This is a genomic window from Streptomyces formicae, from assembly GCF_002556545.1.
GTDB lineage: Bacteria > Actinomycetota > Actinomycetes > Streptomycetales > Streptomycetaceae > Streptomyces > Streptomyces formicae_A.
Genome location: NZ_CP022685.1, coordinates 6582356 through 6606262 on the forward strand (window position 1 = coordinate 6582356; position 23907 = coordinate 6606262).

Annotated in this window: 21 protein-coding genes; 17 read left to right on the forward strand and 4 right to left on the reverse strand. The window is 72.0% G+C overall.

All coding sequences use genetic code 11. The annotated features are described in order from the left end of the window. Positions 1-119: 119 nt before the first annotated feature. Positions 120-1211 carry a branched-chain amino acid aminotransferase gene (locus KY5_RS28900; RefSeq protein ID WP_098247536.1) on the forward strand — a complete coding sequence of 364 codons (1092 nt, stop codon included), beginning with the start codon at positions 120-122 and terminating at the stop codon, positions 1209-1211. Between the two features lie 353 nt (positions 1212-1564). On the opposite strand, the gene KY5_RS41915 is transcribed toward KY5_RS28900, so the two are convergent. After that, positions 1565-1735, reverse strand: a complete 171-nt coding sequence (locus tag KY5_RS41915; protein ID WP_159072610.1) for a hypothetical protein — start codon at positions 1733-1735, stop codon at positions 1565-1567. Positions 1736-1780: 45 nt separating this feature from the next. Continuing rightward, positions 1781-3223 carry a cytosine permease gene (locus KY5_RS28905; RefSeq protein ID WP_098244974.1) on the reverse strand — a complete coding sequence of 481 codons (1443 nt, stop codon included), beginning with the start codon at positions 3221-3223 and terminating at the stop codon, positions 1781-1783. Positions 3224-3400: 177 nt separating this feature from the next. On the opposite strand from KY5_RS28905, the gene ureA reads away from it, so the two are divergent. The 10 genes from ureA (at position 3401) to KY5_RS28955 (ending at position 15602) form a co-directional block, all read left to right on the forward strand. Beyond that, positions 3401-4093, forward strand: coding sequence for an urease subunit gamma (ureA, locus tag KY5_RS28910; RefSeq protein ID WP_098244975.1), 693 nt, complete (start codon positions 3401-3403; stop codon positions 4091-4093). Then, positions 4090-5772, forward strand: coding sequence for an urease subunit alpha (locus KY5_RS28915; RefSeq protein ID WP_098244976.1), 1683 nt, complete (start codon positions 4090-4092; stop codon positions 5770-5772). Before ureA ends, KY5_RS28915 begins: the two co-directional genes overlap by 4 nt. A gap of 11 nt (positions 5773-5783) precedes the next feature. Then, positions 5784-6821 carry an agmatine deiminase family protein gene (locus KY5_RS28920; protein ID WP_098244977.1) on the forward strand — a complete coding sequence of 346 codons (1038 nt, stop codon included), beginning with the start codon at positions 5784-5786 and terminating at the stop codon, positions 6819-6821. Positions 6822-6846: 25 nt separating this feature from the next. Beyond that, positions 6847-7473 (forward strand): TetR/AcrR family transcriptional regulator, encoded by a 627-nt coding sequence (locus KY5_RS28925; protein WP_098244978.1) that lies wholly within the window; start codon positions 6847-6849, stop codon positions 7471-7473. Between the two features lie 102 nt (positions 7474-7575). Continuing rightward, the gene (locus KY5_RS28930; RefSeq protein ID WP_234362902.1) at positions 7576-8658 is read left to right on the forward strand and encodes a TolB family protein; all 1083 of its coding nucleotides are present in this window, start codon (positions 7576-7578) and stop codon (positions 8656-8658) included. Further along, positions 8655-9728, forward strand: coding sequence for a hypothetical protein (locus KY5_RS28935; RefSeq protein ID WP_159072611.1), 1074 nt, complete (start codon positions 8655-8657; stop codon positions 9726-9728). The genes KY5_RS28930 and KY5_RS28935 overlap by 4 nt, the downstream gene beginning before the upstream one ends. A 20-nt stretch (positions 9729-9748) precedes the next feature. After that, positions 9749-10963: a PD40 domain-containing protein gene (locus KY5_RS28940; RefSeq protein WP_098244981.1), complete on the forward strand. Its 1215-nt coding sequence runs from the start codon at positions 9749-9751 to the stop codon at positions 10961-10963. 44 nt (positions 10964-11007) lie between these two features. After that, on the forward strand, positions 11008-12276 hold the full coding sequence (locus KY5_RS28945; RefSeq protein ID WP_098244982.1) for a PD40 domain-containing protein: 1269 nt from the start codon (positions 11008-11010) through the stop codon (positions 12274-12276). A gap of 327 nt (positions 12277-12603) precedes the next feature. Beyond that, entirely contained in the window at positions 12604-14208 is a 1605-nt protein-coding gene (gene cimA / locus KY5_RS28950) for a citramalate synthase (RefSeq protein WP_098244983.1), read from the forward strand. Between the two features lie 47 nt (positions 14209-14255). After that, positions 14256-15602, forward strand: coding sequence for a hypothetical protein (locus KY5_RS28955; RefSeq protein ID WP_098244984.1), 1347 nt, complete (start codon positions 14256-14258; stop codon positions 15600-15602). Between the two features lie 91 nt (positions 15603-15693). On the opposite strand, the gene KY5_RS28960 is transcribed toward KY5_RS28955, so the two are convergent. Continuing rightward, positions 15694-16269, reverse strand: a complete 576-nt coding sequence (locus KY5_RS28960) for a hypothetical protein (RefSeq protein WP_098244985.1) — start codon at positions 16267-16269, stop codon at positions 15694-15696. Positions 16270-16309: 40 nt separating this feature from the next. Here KY5_RS28960 and KY5_RS28965 point away from each other — a divergent pair, with 40 nt between their 5' ends. After that, positions 16310-16840: an NADPH-dependent FMN reductase gene (locus KY5_RS28965; protein ID WP_098244986.1), complete on the forward strand. Its 531-nt coding sequence runs from the start codon at positions 16310-16312 to the stop codon at positions 16838-16840. On the opposite strand, the gene KY5_RS28970 is transcribed toward KY5_RS28965, so the two are convergent. Continuing rightward, positions 16824-17456 (reverse strand): YceI family protein, encoded by a 633-nt coding sequence (locus KY5_RS28970; RefSeq protein WP_098244987.1) that lies wholly within the window; start codon positions 17454-17456, stop codon positions 16824-16826. The two genes, KY5_RS28965 and KY5_RS28970, sit on opposite strands and share 17 nt — an antisense overlap. Positions 17457-17775: 319 nt before the next feature. Here KY5_RS28970 and KY5_RS28975 point away from each other — a divergent pair, with 319 nt between their 5' ends. From KY5_RS28975 to KY5_RS28995, 5 genes are all read left to right on the forward strand, one after another. After that, positions 17776-18336, forward strand: coding sequence for a hypothetical protein (locus KY5_RS28975; RefSeq protein ID WP_098244988.1), 561 nt, complete (start codon positions 17776-17778; stop codon positions 18334-18336). Between the two features lie 133 nt (positions 18337-18469). Further along, a complete protein-coding gene (locus KY5_RS28980) occupies positions 18470-19312 on the forward strand; it encodes a DUF4097 family beta strand repeat-containing protein (protein ID WP_098244989.1) in 843 nt (280 codons plus the stop codon). A 148-nt stretch (positions 19313-19460) separates the two neighbouring features. Next, entirely contained in the window at positions 19461-20426 is a 966-nt protein-coding gene (locus KY5_RS28985; RefSeq protein WP_098244990.1) for an ATP-binding cassette domain-containing protein, read from the forward strand. After that, the gene (locus KY5_RS28990) at positions 20423-21256 is read left to right on the forward strand and encodes an ABC transporter permease (protein ID WP_098244991.1); all 834 of its coding nucleotides are present in this window, start codon (positions 20423-20425) and stop codon (positions 21254-21256) included. Before KY5_RS28985 ends, KY5_RS28990 begins: the two co-directional genes overlap by 4 nt. 172 nt (positions 21257-21428) lie before the next feature. Then, the gene (locus KY5_RS28995) at positions 21429-23777 is read left to right on the forward strand and encodes a polysaccharide lyase 8 family protein (protein ID WP_098244992.1); all 2349 of its coding nucleotides are present in this window, start codon (positions 21429-21431) and stop codon (positions 23775-23777) included. The last annotated feature ends 130 nt before the right edge of the window (positions 23778-23907 follow it).

Genomic DNA, 23907 nt, shown 5'->3' on the forward strand with positions numbered 1-23907 from the left:
CCCCGCGAGCGATAATCGAACGTGGGGCCGTGGAAGACAGGGAAGCTCGGACGTCCTAGTACCGGAGGTACGGGCGTGAGCGCGGTCCGTCACCATCACACGTGAAGGACGAAGTACTCATGACGACGACGCCGACCATCGAGCTCAAGCCCTCATCGGCCCCGCTGGCTGCCGCTGAGCGCGAGGCGATCCTGGCCAACCCCGGGTTCGGCCGCCACTTCACCGACCACATGGTGACGATCAAGTGGACGGAGGGCCGCGGCTGGCACGACGGCCAGCTCGTGCCGTACGGCCCGCTCGCCATCGACCCGGCCACCAACGTCCTGCACTACGCCCAGGAGATCTTCGAGGGCCTCAAGGCCTACCGTCAGCCCGACGGCTCGGTGGCCTCCTTCCGGCCCGACGCCAACGCCCGCCGCTTCCAGGCGTCCGCGCGGCGCCTGGCCATGCCCGAGCTGCCCGTCGAGACGTTCATCGAGGCGTGCGACGCGCTGGTCAAGCAGGACAAGGACTGGGTGCCCGCGCACGGCGGTGAGGAGTCCCTCTACCTGCGGCCCTTCATGATCGCGACCGAGGTCGGCCTGGGGGTGAAGCCCGCCAACGAGTACCTCTTCATCGTCATCGCCTCGCCCGCGGGCGCGTACTTCCCCGGTGGGGTCAAGCCCGTCTCGATCTGGCTCTCCGAGGACCGCGTGCGCGCCGTGCCCGGCGGCATGGGCGACGCCAAGACCGGCGGCAACTACGCGGCGTCGCTGCTCGCGCAGGCGGAGGCGGCGGCCAAGGGCTGTGACCAGGTGGCCTACCTCGACGCGGTCGAGCACAAGTGGGTCGAGGAACTGGGCGGCATGAACCTGTACTTCGTGTACGGAAACAAGATCGTCACTCCCACCCTGACCGGCTCGCTCCTCGCCGGTGTCACCCGTGACTCGCTCCTCACGGTCGCCCGTGACCTGGGCTACGAGTCCGAGGAGGGCCGCGTCTCCATCGACCAGTGGAAGACCGACTCCGAGAACGGCACGCTCACCGAGGTGTTCGCCTGCGGCACGGCGGCGGTCATCACGCCCGTCGGCACGGTCAAGTGCGCCTCCGGCGAGTGGCTCCAGAGCGAGGGCAAGCCGGGCGAGGTCACGCTGAAGCTGCGTGAGGCGCTGCTTGATGTCCAGCGGGGGACGTCTTCGGATGTCCATGGCTGGATGCACGATCTCGGCTGAGGGCTTTGGCGGTGGTCCGTTCCGGTCGGCGCCGGAGGGCCCCTGTAAGGGGCGCGGGGAACTGCGCGAGCAACCCCCGAGGAGCCGCAGTCGCCGTGGGGCGTGCCCTGGCAGGTGCGGTGGCGGGTTCGGTGGGGGTTGGCCGCGCAGTTCCCCGCGCCCCTGGGTGGTCCGTTCCGGTCGGCGCCGGAGGGCCCCTGTAAGGGGCGCGGGGAACTGCGCGAGCGACCCGTGCGGGGCCGCAGTCGCCGTGGGGCCTGCCCTGGCAGGTGCGGTGGCGGGTTCGGTGGGGGTTGGCCGCGCAGTTCCCCGCGCCCCTGGGTGGTCCGTCCCGGTCGGCGCCGGAGGGGCCCCTACGGGGCGGTGTCCTCCGTGGGCTTCGTGGAGGCGGTCTCCTCGTCCTGCTTGGGGACGTTCGAGCCCACCGGGCTGAGCGGCCCGCTAGTGATCGCGTCGACGACGGTCATGACCGCCGCCCCGGCCCCCTTCGCCGCCCGGACGCCGAGTCCGATGAGTTCTTCCATGTCGTACTCCCCGTGCTGCTCTGTCCCCCGATGATCAGGTCCTTGTCAGGCTACGTGATCGACGCCGACGGCCTGCGGCGTGGTCTCCAGGGTGCCCGCGACGACCCCCCGCTCCCGTGCCGTCAGCGCCAGATAGGCCGCCCCGCCCACCGCCCCCGACAGCAGGAAACTGCAGTCGACCCCGCCCGTCAGGGACAGGAGCGGACCCTCGTAGGAGGGGAGGGAGACCGCTAGGACGCCGACGCCCGCGCCGAGCGCCCAGGACGCCGTGGCCCGGACGTGCCAGCCCGCGCGGTACCAGTAAGTACCGCCCTTGGAGCGGCGGTTGAACACCTGGAGGGCCTCCGCGTCGTACTCCCCGCGGCAGCGCGCGAAGCCGATCAGGGTGATCACCGCCCAGGGCGTGCCGATCGCGGTGAGCAGGAGGACGAAGGAGGTCATCGCGTCCTGTGCCTGCCACGCGTAGTGGCCCGCGAAGACGCACGCCGTGGCGACGACCGCGACCGTGCAGGTGGCGCGGGCACGGGACGCGCGGGGCAGGATCGCGTCCAGGTCGAGGCCCATGGAGTAGAGCATCAGGCCCGCGTTGCCGACCGAGCCCGCGGAGGCGGCGAGGAGGAGCGGGACCAGGTACCAGGCGGGGGACGCGTCGACGAGTCCGCCCGCGTAGTCCAGGGCGGCACGGGCTGCGTACGCCGTGAACGTACCGAAGAGCTGCGGGATCAGGAGCCCGGCGAGCAGTCCGAGCCAGGCCGCGCCGAGGACCGAACGGGAGCCGTGCCGGGCGGGGGAGACGTAGCGCGTGTAGTCGCCGAGCAGGGTGATGAACGCGATCGGGCCCGAAAGGCCCGCCGCGACCAGGGCGAGCAGCCACGTCGGCCAGAACGAGCCGAGCGCGTAGCCGCCCGCGCCGGGCAGCGCGGAGGTCGTGAAGTCGGGGGCGTACGCGACGACGCCGAGGACGAGGAGCGCCGTCATGCCGAGGGCGAGGACGCGCGAGAGCCGGAGCAGGACGCGGTAGCCGTGCACCGCGCCCGTGACGGTGGCCGCCGCGAGCAGTGCGTAGACGAGGGCGTACGAGAGTCCGCCCGTCGGCAGGCCGAGCAGGCGGTGCAGCGCGCCCACCATCACGTCGCCGCCGATCCAGATGGTCAGCGCGGTGTAGCCGAGGGAGAGCAGCAGCCCCACGACGGAGCCGACCAGGCGGCCGCGCACGCCGAACTGGGCGCCGGACGAGGTCGACAGGTTCGTGCCGGTGCGCAGCGAGACGAGGGCGAGCGGCGCGGTCAGGGCCGTGCCGATGACGGTGCCCGCCACCACCGCGCTCACCGACTCCCACCAGCCGAGCCCGAACGACACCGGCAGCCAGCCGAAGACGATCACCCCGAGGCAGAGGTTGGACCCGATCAGGATCGACACGAGGTCGCGGGGGCCGCTGGTGCGTTCCCCGTCCGGGATGGTGTCGACTCCGCGCTGTTCTATCGGCATGAGGCTGCCCCTGACGCTCGCTGGTCCCGATGGTTGCCCTACTTTTGAGCAGCGCTCAATGTGGCGCGAATGGAGCTCTCCCGTCAATGCTTCCCGCATGCGGATTTTGTGCTTAGAGTGTTGCTCTAAACGAGAGATGTGATCAGAAACAGGATCGGGAACAGGGAGGAACGGCGCGTGCGACTCACGCCCACCGAACGCGACCGGCTGCTGCTCTTCGGGGCCGCCGAGCTCGCCAGGTCCCGCAGGGCGCGCGGCCTGAGACTCAACGTCCCCGAGGCCACCGCGCTGATCGCCGACACGGTGTGCGAGGCGGCCCGCGACGGCGCACGGCTCGCCGAGGCCGTCGAGCGGGCTCGTTCCGTGCTCGGCCCCGACGACGTCCTGCCCGGCGTCGCGGACGTCGTGACCGAGGTGCACGTGGAGGCCGTCTTCGACGACGGGTCCCGGCTCGCGGTGGTCTCGGATCCGATCGGCGGCGGCCTCGGCGACGCGGCGCCCGGCGCGCTGCTGCCCGGGCCCGCGCACGAGGAGCCCGCGGCCGCCGTCACGCTGACCGTGCGCAACACCGCCACCGTCCCGGTCTCGGTGACCTCGCACTTCCACTTCTTCGAGGCCAATCCTCGGCTCGACTTCGACCGCGCGGCCGCGTACGGCATGCGCCTCGCCGTGCCCGCGGGCTCCTCCGTGCGCTTCGGCCCCGGCGAGAGCGTCGAGATCGGCCTGCTGCCCATCGGCGGCGCCCGGATCGCGATCGGCTTCGCGGGTCTGGTGGACGGCCCGCTGGACGCGCCCGGCGCGAAGGAAGAGGCGCTGCGCAGGGCCGTCGCCTGCGGCTACCTCGGAGCGGAAGCGGAGGACGAGCGATGAACCCCTATGAGTACGCCGCTACGCACGGCCCGCGCGCGGGCGACCACGTCCGGCTCGGTGACTCGGGCCTGACGATCCGGGTCGAGTCCGACGCGCAGCGGCACGGCGACGAGTTCCTCGCCGGTTTCGGCAAGACGGCCCGTGACGGGCTGCATCTGAAGGCCGCCGCGGTCCGTGAGACCTGTGACGTCGTGATCAGCAACGTCGTGGTCATCGATGCGGTGCAGGGCATCCGCAAGGTGTCCATCGGGATCCGGGAGGGGCGGATCGCCTCGATCGGGCGGGCGGGAAATCCCGACACCCTGGACGGCGTCGACGTCGTCGTCGGCACCGGCACGTCCATCGTGTCGGGGGAGGGCCTCATCGCCACCGCCGGGTCCGTGGACACCCATGTGCACCTGCTCTCGCCGCGCATCATGGAGGCGTCCCTCGCGTCCGGCGTGACCACGATCATCGGCCAGGAGTTCGGCCCGGTGTGGGGTGTGGGCGTCAACTCGCCCTGGGCGCTGCGGCATGCCTTCAATGCCTTCGACGCCTGGCCGGTCAACATCGGCTTCCTGGGCCGCGGTTCGTCCTCGTACGACGCGCCGCTGATCGAGGCGCTCGCCGAGGGCGGCGCGTCCGGGTTCAAGGTGCACGAGGACATGGGCGCGCACACGCGGGCGCTGGATACGGCGTTGCGGGTGGCGGAGGAGCATGACGTCCAAGTCGCGCTGCACAGTGATGGGTTGAACGAGTGTCTTTCCGTCGAGGACACCTTGAGTGTTCTGGAGGGGCGGACGATCCACGCCTTCCACATCGAGGGCTGCGGCGGCGGTCACGTGCCGAACGTGTTGAAGATGGCGGGCGTGCCGAACGTGATCGGCTCCTCGACCAATCCCACGCTCCCCTTCGGGCGGGACGCGGTCGCCGAGCACTACGGGATGATCGTCTCGGTCCACGATCTGAAGACCGATCTGCCCGGTGACGCGGCGATGGCCCGTGACCGGATCCGCGCCGGGACCATGGGGGCCGAAGACGTCCTGCACGACCTGGGCGCGATCGGCATCACGTCGTCGGACGCGCAGGGCATGGGGCGGGCGGGTGAGACCGTGCGCCGGACGTTCGCGATGGCCGGGAAGATGAAGGCCGAGCTGGGTCCGATGGAGGGCGACGGCGAGCACGACGACAACGCGCGCGTGCTGCGCTACATCGCCAAGCTGACCATCAACCCCGCCCTCGCCCACGGCCTGGCCCACGAGGTCGGTTCCATCGAGGTCGGCAAGATGGCCGACATCGTGCTCTGGCGCCCGCAGTACTTCGGCGCCAAGCCGCAGATGGTCCTCAAGTCGGGATTCCCCGCCTACGGAGTCACCGGCGACCCGAACGCCGCCACCGACACCTGCGAACCCCTCGTACTCGGACCGCTGTTCGGCGGGCACGGCGCCGTGCCCGCCGACATCTCCGTCGCCTTCGTCGCGCAGGCCGCCGTCGACCAGGGCAACGACCTCATGCCCACCCGGCGCAGGCGGGTCGCCGTGCGCGGCACCCGGGGCATCGGGCCCGCCGACCTGCGCCTGAACTCCCGTACCGGAGCCGTCGACGTGAACCAGCGCACCGGCCTGGTCACCCTCGACGGCGACCCGGTCCGCTCCGAGCCCGCCGACTCGGTCTCCCTCAACCGCCTCTACTTCCTCTGAAGGTGTACGACATGTCTGCTGCCGCCGACGGTTTCCGCATGCCCGCCGAGTGGGCCCCGCACGAGCGCACCTGGATGGCGTGGCCGTGCCCCAACCCCACCTTCGACGATCCGGAGGGCCTGGACGAGTCCCGCCTCGCCTGGGCCGCGGTCGCCCGTGCCGTACGCCGCTTCGAGCCCGTCACCGTGGTGTGCGGGCCCGCCCAGGCCGCGTACGCCAAGGAGCTCCTCGGCCCGGACGTCGAGGTGACCGAGCGGGAGCTCGACGACGCCTGGATGCGCGACATCGGCCCCACCTTCCTGACCGACGGCAAGGGGCGACTGGCCGCCGTCGACTGGACGTTCAACGGCTGGGGCGCCCAGGACTGGGCCCGCTGGGACCACGACGCCAAGGTCGGGGCGCACGTCGCCGACCTCGCGGGAGCCCGGACGTACACGTCGCGGCTGGTGAACGAGGGCGGCGGCATCCACGTCGACGGCGAGGGCACCGTGCTGCTCACCGAGACCGTGCAGCTCGGCCCCGAGCGCAACCCCGGCTGGACGAAGGAGCAGGTCGAGGCGGAGATCCACGCCCACCTCGGCACGACGAAGGCGATCTGGCTGCCGCGCGGCCTCACCGCCGACTACCCGGGCCACGGCTTCGGCACCATCGGCCACGTCGACATCGTCGCCGCGTTCGCCGCGCCCGGCGTGGTCCTCGTGCACTCCCAGCGCGACCCCGCCCACCCCGACTTCGAGGTCAGCAAGGAGATCATCGCGACCCTGGAGGGGCAGACCGACGCGCGCGGCCGCACCCTGAAGATCGTCGAGGTGCCCGCGCCGACCGTCCTGAAGGACGCCGAGGGCTGGGTCGACTACTCCTACATCAACCACTACCTCTGCAACGGCGGCGTCGTCCTGTGCGCCTTCGGCGACCCGAACGACGAGATCGCGGCGGGCATCTTCCGCGGGCTCTTCCCCGAGCGGACCGTGACGCTCGTCGACGCCCGTACGATCTTTGCCGGGGGTGGTGGCATCCACTGCATCACCCAGCAGCAGCCGAGGGTGTGATCGGCGAATCGACAAGGAGTGCTCCATGGCAGGTGGCGGTCAGTCCCGCGCGCGGAAGAACGCCCCACCGCGTGAGGACGTCCTGGCCGCCGCCATGGAGATGATCGCCGAGCGCGGCCTGGAGAAGCTCACCATGGCCGCGCTCGGCCGCGAGGTCGACATGAGCTCCGGCCACCTCCTCTACTACTTCCGCACCAAGGACGAGCTGCTCCTGCGCACCCTGGAGTGGAGCGAGGGCCGCCTCGGCGCCGAGCGCGGCCGCCTCCTGGCCCGGCAGGGCACGGCCCGCGAGCGCCTGGACGCGTACGTCGAGCTGTACGTCCCCAACGCTCCCGGCGATCCGCACTGGACGCTCTGGCTCGAGGTGTGGAACCGCTCCCTGAACGCCGACGAGGGCGGCCGCGACCGGCAGGCCGCGATCGAGGGCGCCTGGCACCGCGACCTGGTGGCGCTGCTCGCCGAGGGCATCTCGCGCGGTGAGTTCGGCGCGGTCGACCCCGACCGCTTCGCGACCCGCCTCAGGGCGCTGCTCGACGGCTTCTCGATCCACGTGGCGATCGGCCTGCGCGGCACCGGGAGGGCCCAAGTGCTCGCGCACGTAAGGGAGTTCCTGGACGAGACGCTCGCCACGGACGCCCGGCGGCCTGTCTAGGTTGTACGCAAACCATCGGATTGCCTGCTGCCTTGTGGTGCGTTTCCATCCTCGTGGGCCCCGGTGTCGGGCCGGGGGAGAGACAGGTCTTTGGGGGAAGCCGTGTCCACTGCCACGTCCACCACGTCCACTGTCGTGTCCGGTGCCAGACGTGTGTCCCTGAGCGTCGTGCTGGCCGCCGCGCTCGGGGCCGCCGTGTCACCGGCCACGGCGCAGGCCGCGCCGCCCGCTCCCCGGGCCGAGCGGGTGAGCGTCGCGGCCGACGGGACCGAGGCCGACGGCGCGTCCGGCGCCGCGTCCCTGTCGGGCGACGGGCGACACGTGGCCTTCAGCAGCTCGGCCGAGAATCTGACCCAGGGTCACCAGGGTCCGTACGACTACGGATTCGTGCGCGACCTGCGCACGGGCGAGGTGACCCGGCTGAAGAACTCCATGGGCGCCCCCGTCATCAGTGACGACGGCCGCTATGCCGCACACACCGGCTGGGGCGCGCACGGCATCAACGTCTTCCTCACCGACCTGAGCACGGGGGAGCGCGAGCAGATCGACGGCAAGGGCTTCAAGGACAGCTCGGCCCACCCGTCGATCAGCGCCGACGGCCGCTTCGTCGCCTACAAGCTCCAGCCGCGCCACCCCGGCGACCCCGCCAGGGTCGAGGTCTACGACCGGGTGAGCGACACCCGCGAGGTCGTCAGCGAAGGACCGCAGGACGCGACCCGCGACATGGTGGACCCGTCCCTCAGCGCCGACGGCCGCCATGTCGCCTACGAGGACAAGGGCACCGGACAGGTCTGGCTCCGCGACCGGGCCACGGGCACCCTCACCCGCGTCGACGACGGCACCGCGTCCACGCTGGTGCAGGTCAACGGCCGCAGCGTCGCGATGAACTCCGCCGACGGCGCGTACGTACGCGATCTGCGCACCGGAAAGGTCCGCCGCCTCCCGGGCGGCCACGCGCAGGCCCTGAGCAGGGACGGGCGCCAACTCCTCTACGGGGACGGAGAGTCGAACGTCGTGCTGCGCCGCCTCTCCAGCGGCCACGAGGTGGCCGTCGGGCACGGCTCGGCGGGCCCCGGCGCGATCGCCGCGAAGGGGCGGGGCATCGTCTTCAGCTCGGAGGACGCCGACATCGTGCCGGGCGACACCAACGGTCTGCGCGACGTCTTCAAGTGGACGGCGCGATGAGGAACGGCGCCGCGGTAGCGGCCCTCGCGGCGGCCGTCGTCGTGACCTTCACCGCGACCGAGGCCACCGCGCGGGCGCCCCGCACCGAGCGCGTCAGCACCACGAGCACGGGCGCGCAGCTGGACGGCTCCTCGCACCAGGGCGTGCTCAGCGACGACGGGCGCTACGCCGCCTTCTCCACGAAGGCCGTCGAGTTCGGCTGTCACCGCAACGCCTACACCTGCCTCCAGGTGAAGGACCGGGCCACCGGCGAGGTGACCGCGGTGCCCGGCGCGGACGGGTTCTCCTGGGCGCCGCCGGTCCTCAGCGGCGACGGGCGCCACGTGGGCTTCACGGCGGGCACCAAGGTCCCCGTGCCCGAGGTGTACGACCGCGTGACCGGCACCTCCCGACGGGTCCTGCCGGACTCCGACGACCAGGCGTGGGTCGGCGAGCTGTGGTCGCTCAGCCGCGACGGCGGCCACGTCGCCTACGGCGCGGGCACCCGTCCCCGGCCCACCCAGCGGCTGTACGTGCGCGACACGGCACGCGGCACCGACGACCTGATCTCCGGCGAGGCGGACGGCGACAAGGAGTTCGCGTCGGTCAGCGCCGACGGCACCCGCGTCGCCTACCAACTGCGCACGGCGGGCGACGACCGGGCCGACGTCCTCGTCAGGAACCGCACGACCGGCGAGACCGTCCAGGTCGACAAGGGCCTGGGAAGGAGCCGACTCGTCCAACTCGGCGAGAGCGGACGGGAGGTGGTCCTCGTCGCCGACGGCGGCACCTACGTACACGACCTGCGCACCGGCAGGACCCGGCACCTCGCGGACGCGCCCGCCGTCTCCGCGAGCCGGGACGGGCGGTACGCGGTCGTCCGCGCGGTGAAGGGGGACTCGGCGGAGGAGGGCACCCTGACGCTGCTCGATCTGCGCACGGGCAGGCGTACGCCCGTGGGCCACGGCGACGCCGTACCGGGCGCCGTCACCGCGCGGGGCCGCGAGGTGGCGTTCACCTCAGGGGCCACGGACCTGGTGCCGGACGACACGAACGGCGACTTCGACATCTTCGTACGGCACACACGCTGAACCACATCGGGGGACCACACATGAGCAGCAGCGAGAGAGCCGTCACCGGACTGTGCCTGGCCGCCGTGCTCGGCACGGTGGGAGCGCTCCCCGCGCACGCGGAGCCCGACCCGCAGCCGCCCGCCACCGAGCGGATCAGCACCACGTACGAGGGCGCGCAGCTGGCCGAGCCGTCCTACGGACCCGCGATGGGTTCGGGCCGCGTCACCGGCTTCACCGCCGAGGGCCCCGCGGGGCGGGTCGACACGGACGGCCTGCCGGACGTGTACCTGCACGACGGCTACGGCGGCGGCAACTCCGAGGTCAGCTACGGCGCGGACGGCCCTTCGCGCGACGCGGGGCCCTGCGCGAGCGGGCGGATGTTCGGCTTCGTCTCCGAGTCCACGACGCTCGGCAGCCCGCCGCGCCCCGACCACCGGCCGCTCGCCTACGTCCGCAACCGCTCGGTCGGCAAGATCACCGGCCTGCACGGCTACCAGGGCGTGCCGTTCGCGTCGATGACACAGCCCAGGGTCGACCCCGGCTGCCAGTGGATCGCCTACACCGCCACGCTCACGCCGACCGAGGCCGACCCGGACCCGCGCCCGCGCGTCTACCGCTTCCGGTTCGACGGCGGCACCACCGACCTGGTCAGCCAGGCGCGGGGCGGCGCGGCGGGGCAGCCGTCCATCAGCGAGAACGGCAGGTACGTCGCCTACGCGCAGGACGGCGCCGTGTACGTACGCGACCTGGACACCGGCGCCCTGGAGAAGGCCGACGTCGCCCGCGGCGGCGGCGCGGCGAACGGTGCCTCTTCGGCGCCCTCGCTCAGCGCCGACGGCCGCCGGGTCGCCTTCGAGTCCCGCGCGTCCGACCTCGTGCCCGGCGACAGGAACCGCGCCGCGAACGTCTTCGTCCGCGACCTCGACACGGGCACCACGACCCTGATCGAGGGCGCACACCCCCAGGACGCCACCACGCAGCCGTCGCTCGCCAAGGACGGCACACACCTCGCCTACGTCGCCGCGCGCGCCCGCGGCAAGGGCCCCGCGCCCGCCGTCCACCTGCGCGAACTGGCCACCGGGAAGACACGGTTGATCAGCGTCGACCTCGACGGCGGCCGCAACGACCTCGCGGCGGGCCACCCCTCGGTCAACGAGGACGGCACCGTCGTGGCCTTCGACTCGGCGTCACCCGACCTTGTGCCGGGCGACACCAACAAGGTCTCGGACGTCTTCTTGCGTACCGTCCGATGACATCGGAAACATCTCGATCACCGCACACCACGGGGGACTTGACCATGTACTGCACCCAGCGCAACCGGCTCGCCCTGGCCGTCGCGGCAGGCGTCGCCGCGGCCACCGTCACCGCCCTGCCCGCCGCCGTCGCCGCGCCCGCCGGTGCGCCCGCGCCCCGCACCGAGGGCGTCAGCGTCACCGCGGCGGGCGCGGCGGGCAACGACCGCTCCTCGCAGGAGTCGATCAGCAGGAACGGGCGCTACGCGGCGTTCGTGTCCGGCGCGAGCGACCTGGTGGCCGGGGACACCAACGGCCACGACGACGTCTTCGTCCGCGACCTGCGCGGCGGCCGGACGGAGCGGATCGCCGTGGACGGGCGGGAGCTGAGCAGCCCGTCGCTCAGCGCCGACGGCCGCTACGTCGCGTTCGTCGCCTCGACCGTCGAGGGCTGGCCGACCGTCCGTGACGTACGGCTCTACGACCGCAGGACCAAGAAGACCGAGCGCCTGGACGTCGAGCTGCCCGACGGCTACCCCGGCGACAGCGCGGGCACCGTGTCCCTGAGCGCGAACGGGCGCTACGCCGTCTTCAGCACGGACGGGCCCCGCTTCGACGGCACGGCGGTCTTCCTGCGCGACCGCAGGGCGGGCACCACCGAGCGGATCAGCCACCCCTACACGGGCGGCGACGGGGAGCGCGACGCGCACTCGCCGACCGTCAGCGACGACGGCCGCCACGTCGTCTACGCCACCTCCTTCGTGAACGGCCCGCGCGGCGACGACTGGAGCGACCTGTGGCTGCGCGACCGCGCGACCGGGAAGCTGACGCAGGTGGACCGCTCGTACGACGGGACCAAGACCGAGAAGGAGTCGCTCGACGCCTCCATCAGCGGCGACGGCCGCACGGTCGTCTTCGAGTCCCGCGACACCCATCTGGTGCCCGACGACAACGACGCCGCCTGGAACGTCTTCGTCCACGACGTCGCGAGCGGCACCAACCGGCGCGTCCACGGCACCCAGGGCGGCCCCGGCGAGGCGTACACCCGCTCGCCCGCGATCAGCGCCGACGGCCGCTACCTCACCTACATGTCCGAACTGACCGAGCCCGGCAGCGAGTACGGCAAGGAGTGGCCCACCTACCTGCGCGACCTGAAGAAGGGCACCACCACGCTGGTGACCCCGGACACCGAGGGCGGCGCCGCGACCGCGAACGTGCTGCCCGGCGGCATCTCCGGCGACGCCCGCCGCATCGCCTTCGACTCGTCGGACGCCTCCCTGCTGCCCGGTGACACCAACGACGGCGGCGACGTCTTCGTGCGCCACGTGCGCTGAACCGGGGCGATGCGGGCGGCGTGTCCACGCGCCGCCCGCATCGTGAGACAGGAGCCCCACGGACGGCGAAAGCGTGGCAAGCTGCCTCCGTGCTCTCGTTCGCCATGATTATTGGCAGCAGGCGCGCCGGTCCGCAGTGACCGTCTCGTACCACCATGTACGGGCGGACACCGTCGTCCTCGACCCGCGCGCAGACCTCTCGCACCCGCGAGGGGTTTTTTCGTTTCCCGGCCCAACTGCAGCCGGACGCGGAGCGCGCGGGATCATCGGGGGTGGTGGAGCCGGTCCTTCCGGTAGACCGAGATCCGACACAGGAGCCAGATCAGCATGACGGAAACCAGCACGCCCGACGATTCCTTCCACGTCTTCGACACGACGCTGCGCGACGGCGCGCAGCGCGAAGGCATCAACCTCACCGTCGCGGACAAGCTGACCATCGCCCGGCACCTGGACGACTTCGGCGTGGGCTTCATCGAGGGCGGCTGGCCCGGCGCCAACCCGCGCGACACCGAGTTCTTCGCGCGGGCACAGCAGGAGATCACCTTCCGGCACGCCCAGCTCGTCGCCTTCGGCGCCACCCGCCGCGCGCACGCCAAGGCCGCCGACGACCCGCAGGTCAACGCCCTCCTCGCGTCGGGCGCCCCCGTCATCACCCTCGTCGCCAAGTCCCACGACCGGCACGTCGAACTGGCCCTGCGCACCACCCTGGACGAGAACCTGGAGATGGTCCGCGACACCGTCTCCTACCTGGTCGCCGAGGGCCGCCGCGTCTTCGTCGACTGCGAGCACTTCTTCGACGGCTACCGCGCCAACCCCGAGTACGCCAAGGCCGTCGTGCGCGCCGCGTCCGACGCGGGCGCCGACGTCGTCGTCCTGTGCGACACCAACGGCGGCATGCTGCCCGCGCAGGTCCAGGCCACCGTCTCCACCGTCGCCGCCGACACCGGCGCCCGGCTCGGCATCCACGCCCAGGACGACACCGGGTGCGCCGTCGCCAACACCCTGGCCGCCGTCGACGCGGGCGCCACGCACGTGCAGTGCACCGCCAACGGCTACGGCGAGCGGGTCGGCAACGCCAACCTCTTCCCCGTCGTCGCCGCCCTGGAGCTCAAGTACGGCAAGCAGGTCCTGCCCGAGGGCGCGCTGCGCGAGATGACCCGCGTCTCGCACGCCATCGCCGAGGTCGTGAACCTGACCCCCTCCACGCACCAGCCCTACGTCGGCGTCTCCGCCTTCGCCCACAAGGCCGGACTCCACGCCTCCGCGATCAAGGTCGACCCGGACCTCTACCAGCACATCGACCCGGACCTGGTCGGCAACCGCATCCGCATGCTCGTCTCGGACATGGCGGGCCGCGCCTCCATCGAGCTCAAGGGCAAGGAGCTCGGCGTCGACCTCGGCGACGACCGCGAGCTGGTCGGCCGCGTGGTCGAGCGGGTCAAGGAGCGCGAGCTCCAGGGCTACACCTACGAGGCCGCCGACGCCTCCTTCGAGCTCCTGCTCCGCGAGGAGGCCGAGGGCAGGGCCCGCCGCTACTTCCGCGTCGAGTCCTGGCGGGCCATCGTCGAGGACCGCCCCGACGGCACGCACGCCAACGAGGCCACCGTGAAGCTGTGGGCCAAGGGCGAGCGCATCGTCGCCACCGCCGAGGGCAACGGCCCGGTCAACGCCCTCGACCGGGCGCTGCGGGTCGGCCTGGAGCGCATCTACCCGCAGCTCGCCAAGCTGGAGCTGGTCGACTACAAGGTCCGCATCCTGGAGGGCAAGCACGGCACGTCCTCCACCACGCGCGTGCTGATCTCCACCTCCGACGGCGTCGGCGAGTGGTCGACGGTCGGCGTCGCGGAGAACGTCATCGCCGCCTCGTGGGGCGCCCTGGAGGACGCCTACACCTTCGGTCTGCTGCGGGCCGGAGTCGAACCGGTCGAGTAGCCCTCCCGGGTACGTCGTCGCGGGCCCGGCTGGGTTACGTTCGAAGCATGAGGAATCGGACGAACCGGATCACCACCGCTCTGACGGGACTGCTGCTCGCCCTGGGCGCCGTGATGTTCACGGCACCGGGGGCCGTCGCGGCGTCCAGTACCTCGGTGGTGGCCGACGCCTGGGAGAAGAGTCCGGTCTACGTCGACCCCCAGGCGTCCGATCAGCTGTCGGACGCCCAGGCCGACGCCCTCGCCGAGAAGATCAAGAAGGCGGACAAGCCGGTCTTCGTCGCGGTCCTGCCGAAGAGCTTCCCGCGCCCCGAGATCTTCCAGAAGCTGCGCACCGAGACGGGCGTGACCGGGGTGTACGCGGTGCGCCTCGGCAACGCCTTCGACGCCAAGGCGGACCACTCGGTCCTGTCGAAGAACGCCGTCGGAAACCTCGTGTCGCTGGTCCAGGGCGAGGACGCGAACACGCAGCTCAACCGCTTCGTCGACCAGGCGCTCGTGCAGACCAGGGGCCACGCGCCGCAGTCCTGGGGCGGCGGTTCGGACGACGGGGTCCCGGTGGGCGCCCTGATCGGCGTCGGCGCGGTCGTCGTGGCGGGCGGCGCGGGCGCGTACGCGGTGGTCAGGCGCAACCGGCGACGCCGTGAGGAGGAGCAGCGCGAGGCGCTGCGCAAGCTGGCGGTCGTGGTCGACGAGGACATCACCGCGTTCGGCGAGGAGCTCGACCGGCTCGACTTCCACCCGGCGGAGGCGGGCGCCGACGACGCGATGCGCGCCGACTACGAACGGGCCCTCGACGCCTACGAGAAGGCGAAGTCGTTCATGGCGGCGGCGACGCGCCCCGAAGAGGTGCGGGGCGTCACCCAGGCCCTGGAGGACGGCCGCTTCTCGCTCGCGCTGCTCGCCGCCCGCAGGGAAGGCAAGGAACTCCCGGAGCGGCGCGCCCCCTGCTTCTTCGACCCCCGGCACGGCCCCTCCGTCCAGGACGCGCGCTGGACACCGGTCGGCGGCGCCGAGCGCGAGGTCCCGGTCTGCGCGGCCGACGCGGCCCGCCTGGCCGACGGGCAGGACCCGATGGTGCGCACGGTGACGGACGAGTCCGGCGGCCGGCGCCCCTACTGGGAGGCGGGCCCGGCGTACGGTCCCTGGGCGGGCGGCTACTTCGGCGGCGGCATCCTGCCGGGACTCCTGGTCGGCACGATGCTCGGCGGCATGATGGCGAGCCCGGCCTACGCGGCGGACTACGGCTCGGGCTACGGGGACTTCGGCGGCGGCTACGACGGCGGCGACTTCTCCGGGGCGGACTTCGATCCGGGGGACTTCGGGGGCGGCGGAGATTTCGGCGGCGGAGGGGACTTCGGGGGCGGCGGGGACTTCGGCGGCGGCAGCTTCTGAGTGGGGGGGGGCACCCCGAAGGGGTCGCCCCCAAGGGGCGCGGGGAACTGCGCGCCCAGCCACATCAAACCCGCACTGTAGGACGGTCGCTTCAGTCACCGCGGGGCGCAGCCCCCCGCGGCACCGCCCCGGGCCCGGCCGCGGGCCCGGTAACCGGCCACCGCCCAGAATGCCCAGGCGGCAACGCCAAGTCCCTCCGCACAGCGGCGTAATACCCCTCACGCGCGCCCCGCTGCCGCTCCAGCAGGACGGCCCACGCCTCCGGATCCCGCCGGTCCTCCCGCAGGAACCGCTCCATCTCGATCACGGTGACGACCCACGTCCGTGCCTCGTCCACCACGTCGGGCGCCCCGAGAAGCAGCAGCGCCTCACCCGCGGGATCGCGCGCGTCGGCGGCCTCCGTGAAGTCCCGCTCGGCCGCCTCGGGGGAGAGGGGGTGGGGATGCGGATCGTTGCCGAGGTGGGCGGCGACCCGGTAGGTCAGCGTGACGGACTGCTTCAGGACCCGGGCGTACTCGGTGTAGACGGCGAGCCGCCGTTCCTCCCAGCGGGCCTCCTGCTCGCGCCGGAAGCGGGCCCGGTCGCCGCGCATGATCGCCGCGTACGAACCGAGCGCACCGATGATCACGCCTATGAGGGCGGGGAGTTGCTGTATGAACTCGGGCACAGCGGAACCGTAGCGCGGCTGTCGCGGCTAGGTTCGGGAGATGTCTTCAGTGATCCTTCTGCTCTCCGGAAGCCTGCGCTCGGGCTCGTCGAACGAACTCGTCCTGCGCACCGCGCGCGCGGCGGCTCCCGAGGGGATACGTGCCGTGCTGTACGAGGGCCTCGGCTCGTTGCCCCACTTCAACCCCGACGACGACGGGGACTCGCTGCCCGCCCCGGTGGCCGAGCTGCGCGCGGCGATCGACGGGGCGGCGGCCATCCTGGTCTGCACCCCGGAGTACGCGGGCACGCTCCCCGGCTCCTTCAAGAACCTGCTCGACTGGACCGTCGGCGGCACGGAGATCAGCGACAAGCCCGTCGCCTGGGTGAACGCGGCGGCCCCCGGCAGGGGCGAGGGCGCGACGGCCACGCTTCGCAGCGTGCTCGGCTACACGGGCGCGGCGGTCGTGGAGGAGGCGTGCGTACGCGTCCAGGTGGACCGGGGGTCCCTCGACGAGGACGGTCTCATCGGGGACCCCGCGGTCCGCGAACAGCTGGCGAGCTCGCTCGGCCTGCTCATTCGCCGCCCTTGACGTCCTTGATCGCGGAGATGTCGAAGTTCAGCTTGATCTTGTCGGAGACGAGCACTCCGCCGGTCTCCAGCGCGGCGTTCCAGGTCAGGCCCCACTCGGAGCGCAGGATCTCGGCCTTGCCCTCGAAGCCGACGCGCTCGTTGCCGAACGGGTCCTTGGCCAGGCCGTTGAACTCCAGGTCGATGGTGAGCGGCTTGGTGGTGCCGAGGATCGTCAGGTCACCGGTGATGCGGTAGTCGTCGCCGCCGAGGGACTGAGCGGCGGTGGAGCGGAACGTCATCTGCGGGAACTCGTCGGTCTTGAAGAAGTCCGCGCTCTTCAGGTGCCCGTCGCGGTCCGCGTTGCCGGTGTCGATGCTGTCCATGGTGACGTCGATGGAGGCCGTGGAGCGGGACGGGTCGGCGCCGTCCAGGTGCAGCGTGCCGGAGACGTCGCGGAAGGAGCCCTTGACGTTGGTGACCATGGCGTGCCGGGCGACGAAGCCGATCGTGGTGTGCGAGGGGTCGATCGTGTAGGTGCCGGTCAGCGCGGCGAGGTCGGCACCGGCGGGGGGCGATGCGGCGGCGGTCGGCGCGGTGGTGGCGTCCGTGTCGTTCTTGCGGTTGAAGAGACCCATGACGTGCTCCTTGGGGGACGGGCTCCGGTGCGGAGCTTCTGTTGAATGTTCAACGAGATTGAATGTAGCGCGATTCAGTTCAATGTTCAACCTGTATCGGAAGGTGTCCTCTCGATCACGCAACGCGACGTCTCTGTTCAGTGTCTCCGCGCCGCGAGGATTCCGCGCGGCGTTGGCAGGTCGCAGGCCCTCCTGGGGGTGTCGCGCGGTGTCGCGGCAGCGTCAGATCCGCCCTGAATGCCCCCTGTGGCACCCCATGGCGCCAAGTTCATCGCCGCGACCGCTTGCAATGGCACCATCATGGCGCCATGATGGTGCCATGAACCTCACGCAGTACGTCGATCAGCTCAGGCAGGAGCTCGCGGTGGCCGCCGAAGCGGGTGGCGACGACGCTCGCGCTCTCGCCGAGCGCCTCACCGCACCGCTGGAGTCGGCGGCCCGGCTCACCCTGCTGAACGCGCTGTCCGCCGCCGCCGAAGAGATCACCGGTGAGCTCGTGCCGGGCTCGGTCGATCTGCGACTGCGCGGACTCGACCCCGAGTTCGTGGTGACGCTGCCGCCCGCGGCGGAGGCGTTCGACGCCCAGGCCGAGTACGAGGCGCTCATGTCGCCGGGACCGGCCCCGGCTCCGCCGCCCCCGCCGGCCGCCCCCGACGCCGGGGACGACGGCGGCACCGCACGCATCAACCTCCGTCTGCCCGCCCACGTGAAGTCCCGCGTCGAGGAAGCCGCGAACCGCGAAGGGCTCTCGGTCAACGCCTGGCTGGTCCGCGCCGTCTCCGGCGCCGTGGACCAGCCCGAGGGCGGCCGGGCCGCGCGGGGCAGGGGGCGCCAGGACGCCCAGAACTTCGGGGGCGGATTCACCGGCTGGGTGCGGTAGGACCGCCCTCCGCCCGCTGCTTCACCACATCCGGCACGCCACCCGGCGTACGGCTTCACCGCATCCGGCGTACGACTCCACCGGTTCCGGCGTACGACTTCATCTCTCACCGAGCCAACAGGACGGGACAGCCATGCCTGCTTTCGAGACCCCCGAGCCCATCTCCGCCTCCGTCGAGTTCTCCGTCGGATCCCTCCGGGTCGTGGCGGAGGACCGTGCGGACACCGTCGTCGAGGTCCGCCCCACCGACGGCTCCAGTGACCAGGACGTCAAGACGGCCGGGCGCGTCCGCGTCGAGTTCGCCAACGGGAAGCTGCTGGTCAAGGGGCCCAAGGAGCGCTCCCTCTTCAGCCGGACGAGCCCGTCGGTCGACGTGGAGATCCTGCTCCCCGCCGGGTCCGAGCTGCGGGCGGTGACGGCCATGGGGGGACTCGCCGCCCACGGCAGGCTCGGCGACTGCGCGTTCCGGACGGGGGCCGGTGACATCCAGGTCGAGCAGGCGGGCGAGCTGGACCTGAACACCGCGTACGGCGAGGTGTCCGTCGGCCGCGCGGCGGGCGCGGCCGAGATCGCCACGTCCTCCGGCGAGGTGCGCGTCGGCGAGGCCGCGGGGACCGCGAGGATCAAGAACTCCAACGGTCCGACCAAGGTCGGCGAGGTCGCGGGCGATCTCACGGTGCGGGCCTCCAACGGCAGCGTCACCGTCGACCACGCGGGCGCCGACGTCACCGTCAAGACCGCCAACGGGCCCATCACGGTGGGGGAGTTGGTGCGCGGCTCGACCGTCCTGGAGAGCGCCGCGGGCAGGATCGCGATCGGCGTCCGTGAGGGCACGGCCGCCTGGCTCGACGTGCGGACCAAGGCGGGCACCGTACGCCAGTCCCTGGAGGAGTCGGGGACGCCGAGCGAGTCCACGGACACCCTCAAGGTGCGGGCCCGCACGATGCTGGGGGACATCGTGATCCACCGCGCCTGACCAGCGGCGCGGGCGCCACCTCTCGCCACCGGCCCCGCGCCGCCGACCCCTAGCCCCCCACCCTCAGCTGCCACCCAGGCAGCCGCCCGGAATCAGATTCGAACTGATGTCCGGTGTCGAGGCTGCCCACACCCGCAAAGGAACGGACATGGCAACGCCTCATCCCGCGCGTCCGGCGGCGATCACCGCCACCGGGCTGCGCAAGTCCTTCGGTGAGAAGACCGTCCTTGACGGCATCGATCTGCACATCCCCCAGGGCACGATCTTCTCCCTGCTCGGGCCCAACGGCGCGGGCAAGACCACCGCCGTACAGATCCTGTCGACGCTCATCACCGCCGACGCGGGCGACGTGCGGATCGCGGGCCACGACCTGCGCCGCGAGCCCGACGCGGTGCGCGCCGCGATCGGTGTCACCGGCCAGTTCTCCGCCGTCGACAACCTCCTGACCGGCGAGGAGAACCTGACGCTCATGGCCGACCTGTACGGCTTCGGGCGCCGAAGGGGCAGGCAGATCGCCGCAGAGCTCGTCGAGAGGTTCGACCTCGTCGACGCGGCGAGAAGGCCCGCGGCGACCTACTCGGGCGGCATGCGCCGCCGCCTCGACATCGCGATGACCCTCGTCGGGAGCCCCAGCATCATCTTCCTCGACGAGCCGACCACCGGCCTCGACCCGCGCAGCAGGCACGGCATGTGGGAGATCGTCCGCGAACTCGTCGCCGACGGCGTCACCGTCTTCCTGACCACGCAGTACCTGGAGGAGGCCGATCAACTCGCCGACCGCGTCGCGGTGTTGAGCGGCGGCAGGCTGGTCGCCCAGGGAACCCCCGCCGAACTCAAGCGACTCGTCCCCGGCGGCCACGTCCACCTGCGCTTCGCCGACCTCGGCGGCCTGGAGAAGGCCGCGCGTCTGCTCGGCATCGGCACCCGCGACGACGAGGCCCTGACCCTGCAAGTCCCCGGCGACGGCAGCCTCAAGTCCGTCAAGGCGCTGCTCGACTGGGTCGACGCCGCCGAGATCGAGGTCGAGGGGCTCGGCATCGACACCCCCGACCTCGACGACGTCTTCTTCGCCGTGACCGGCCGCCCCGACCACCAGGAAGTGACGACCCGATGAGCACTGTCACCAGCACCCCGGCCGCCGCCGTGCGCCCCCAGGGCCCCGCCCCCACCTCCGCGCTGCGGAACTCGGTCACGATGCTGCGCCGCAACCTCCTGCACGCGCGGCGCTACCCGGCGATGACGATCAGCCTGGTGAGCATGCCGATCGCCATGCTGCTGCTCTTCAACTACGTCTTCGGCGGCACGATGTCGGCGGGCATCGGCGACGCGTCCTCCGGCCAGTACGTCGACTACCTGCTCCCCGGCATCCTGCTGATGGCCGTCGGTTCCGGCGTCCTGCCCACCACGGTCGGCGTCTGCACCGACATGACCGAGGGCATCGTGGCCCGTTTCCGTACGATGCCGATCAACGGTTCCTCGGTCCTGACGGGGCGTGCCGTCGGCGCGGTCGTCCAGACGCTGCTCAGCGTCGTCCTGGTCGTCGGCGTCGCCTTCCTGGTGGGCTTCAGGTCCAGCGCCGAACCGATCGAGTGGGTCGCGGCTGCCGGGCTCCTCACCCTGATGTGCGCCGCCCTCACCTGGCTCGCGGTCGCGCTCGGGCAGTTGGTCAAGGCCCCGGAGGCGGCCAGCAGCGTCGCCCTGCCGTTCTCCTTCCTGCTGCCCTTCCTCAGCAGCGCGTTCGTGCCGCTCGACTCGATGCCGGGGTGGCTGCGCCACTTCGCGGAGTGGCAGCCGTACACCGCGTTCATCGAGACCCTGCGCGGACTGCTCCTCGGCGACGAGATCGGCAAGTTCGGTCCGCTCGCGGTCGGTTGGGGCGTGGCGATCGCGCTGATCGGCTTCTTGTGGGCGCGGTCGCTGTTCCGTCGCGACGCGAGGCGATAGCTCTGCGCTGGGGCGGTTCGGTTCGGGGGGTGGGGAGCTGCGGGCCCGCTGTGGCTGGGCGCGCAGTTCCCCGCGCCCCTTACGGGGCCCGGGCCGGAGCGTCCCTGCGGGGCACGAAATCTCTGTCAGAGGTGTAGACAGCGCTTTCTGTTCGTTGATAGACCCCTGTCGCATGACGCCCACCCGTCGCACATTTCTCGCCGCAACCGCTTTCGGTGCCGCTGGAGCCGCCGCCATGGTGAACCTTTCCTTCCCGGCGTACGCCGCCGAAGGGGACGACGAGTTCGAGGCCCTGCGCAAGCGCTGGCTGGAGATATCCCTCGGCACCGGCTACGACCCCACCGCCGAGCCCTACGCCGCCCGCCTGAAGGAGACCGGCGAACTCGCCCGCGGGTTCCGGTCGTCGATGGCACCGGCCGCGGGCTCCCTGTGGCCCACCGCTCCGTTCGACCCACCGGCGGGCATCACCCTCAGCTACAGCAGGCTGTGGACGATGACCCAGGCATATGTGTACGAGGGCACGGGATCCACCGGGGACGCCGGACTGCTCGCCGACATCCTGCGCGGCATCGACCACGTCGGCGCCACCGTCTACAACGCGGCCACCACCCGCTACGGCAACTGGTGGGAGTGGCAGATCGGCAGCCCGCGCCTCCTGATGGACATCGTCGCCGCGCTCCACGACCGGCTCACCCAGGCGCGGCGCGACGCGGCCTTCGCCGCCGTCGACCACTTCGTCCCCGACTCCGCGATCGGCGACTACACCGGCACGTCGACCGGCGCCAACCGCGTGGACCTGTGCCGCTCCGTCGCCCTGCGCGGCATCCTCGGAAGGAACCCGGCCAAGGTCGCCCTCGCCCGCGACGCGCTCTCGCCGGTCTTCCCCTACGTCACCAAGGGCGACGGCCTCTACGCGGACGGCTCGTTCGTCCAGCACACCTGGGTCGCCTACTCGGGGACGTACGGACAGGTCATGCTCGACGGACTCGGGCGGCTGTTCGCGCTGCTCGCCGGGTCGACGTGGGAGGTCGAGGACCCCAAGAAGCAGATCATCCTGGACAGCGTGGAGCACGCCTACGCGCCGCTCGTCCTGGACGGCCTCGCGATGGACAGTGTCAACGGCCGTGCCGTCAGCCGCGGTTACCTCAAGGGCGACGACCGCAAGATCATGCGCAGCGACCACTTCCACGGGCAGGGCCTGATCGCCGCCATGGCCATGCTCGCGGGCGGCGCGAGCCCCGCGGAGCGCGCCCGCTGGCACGCGCGGATCAAGGGCTGGATCGAGCGGGACACCGTGACCCCGATCCTCGCCGCCCGGCAGTTCGGCGTCGCCGACCTCGCGCGGCTGCACGCGGTGGCGGACTCCGCCGTGCGGGCCGCGCCCGAGCCGGTCGGGCACCGGCTCTTCGCCGCGATGGACCGCGCCGTGCACCGCCGCCCCGGCTTCGCCGCGAGCCTCTCGATGGCCTCGGAGCGGATCGCGTACTACGAGTGCGGCAACGGCGAGAACCCGCGCGGCTGGCACACGGGCGCGGGAATGCTCTCCTGGTGGCCCGCGGGAAAGCCGTCGGACCAGTACACCGACTGGTTCTGGCCGACCGTCGACCCCTACCGGCTGCCCGGCACGACCGTGTCGACCAAGAGGCTCCCCGACCGGGCGGGCGGCGAGTGGGGCGCGGCCAGGCCCGCCGTGAGCTGGGTCGGCGGCGCCACGGACGGCGAGTTCGCCGCGATCGGCCAGCACCTCAAGGGCCTCGGCTCCACCCTTCAGGCCCGTAAGTCGTGGTTCTGCGTCGACGACGCCGTGATCTGTCTCGGGGCGGGGATCACCGCGACCGACGGCGTCCCCGTCGAGACGGTCGTCGACAACCGCAACCTGGGCGAGGCGGGCACCGCGGCCTTCACCCTCGACGAGGGGCCACGGCCGCGCTGGGCCCACCTCGAAGGGCACGGCGGCTGGGTCTTCCCCGACGGCGCCGGGGCCCTGAAGACCCTCCGCGAGGAGCGCGCCGGAGCCTGGTCCGACATCAACACCACCAGCTCCACCGAGCGCCGCACCCGGCGCTGGCAGACGCTCTGGCTCGACCACGGCACCGACCCCGAGGACGCCTCGTACGTCTATGTGCTCATGCCGGGAGCCTCGCGCCGCACCCTCGCGGCCCGCTCCCGCGACCGGCGCTGGTTGTCGGTCCTCGCCAATTCGGCCACGGTCCAGGCCGTGTCCCTCGACTCGCTCGGCCTGACCGCGGCCACCTTCTGGCAGGCGGGGGAGGCCGGTGAGCTGGCCGTCTCACGGCCCGCGAGCGTCCTTGTCCGCCGCCGGGGGAGAAGCGCTACGGTTCATGTGAGCGAGCCTCCGCGCACCGGAGAACCCCTCGAATTCACCTGGAACCGGCCTGGAGTACGGGTCGTCGGCAAGGATCCCGCGATAGAGGTGCTCGGCACCGGCAGGTCGCTGCGGCTGCGGATCACGCCGGGAGTCGCGTGCGCGAGCCACCGGTGTGAGGTGTCTCTCATCTGACCCGGGTCTCCGGAAGGGTTGCTTCCGGGGGGATCTTTTGTGGAACCCCTACAGCTGGCGGGGTGCTGAACAGTCACTTCTTCAGTAACCCCGCCCTCTTCTGTTCGGGGCTGCCAGGAAAACGGCCCGG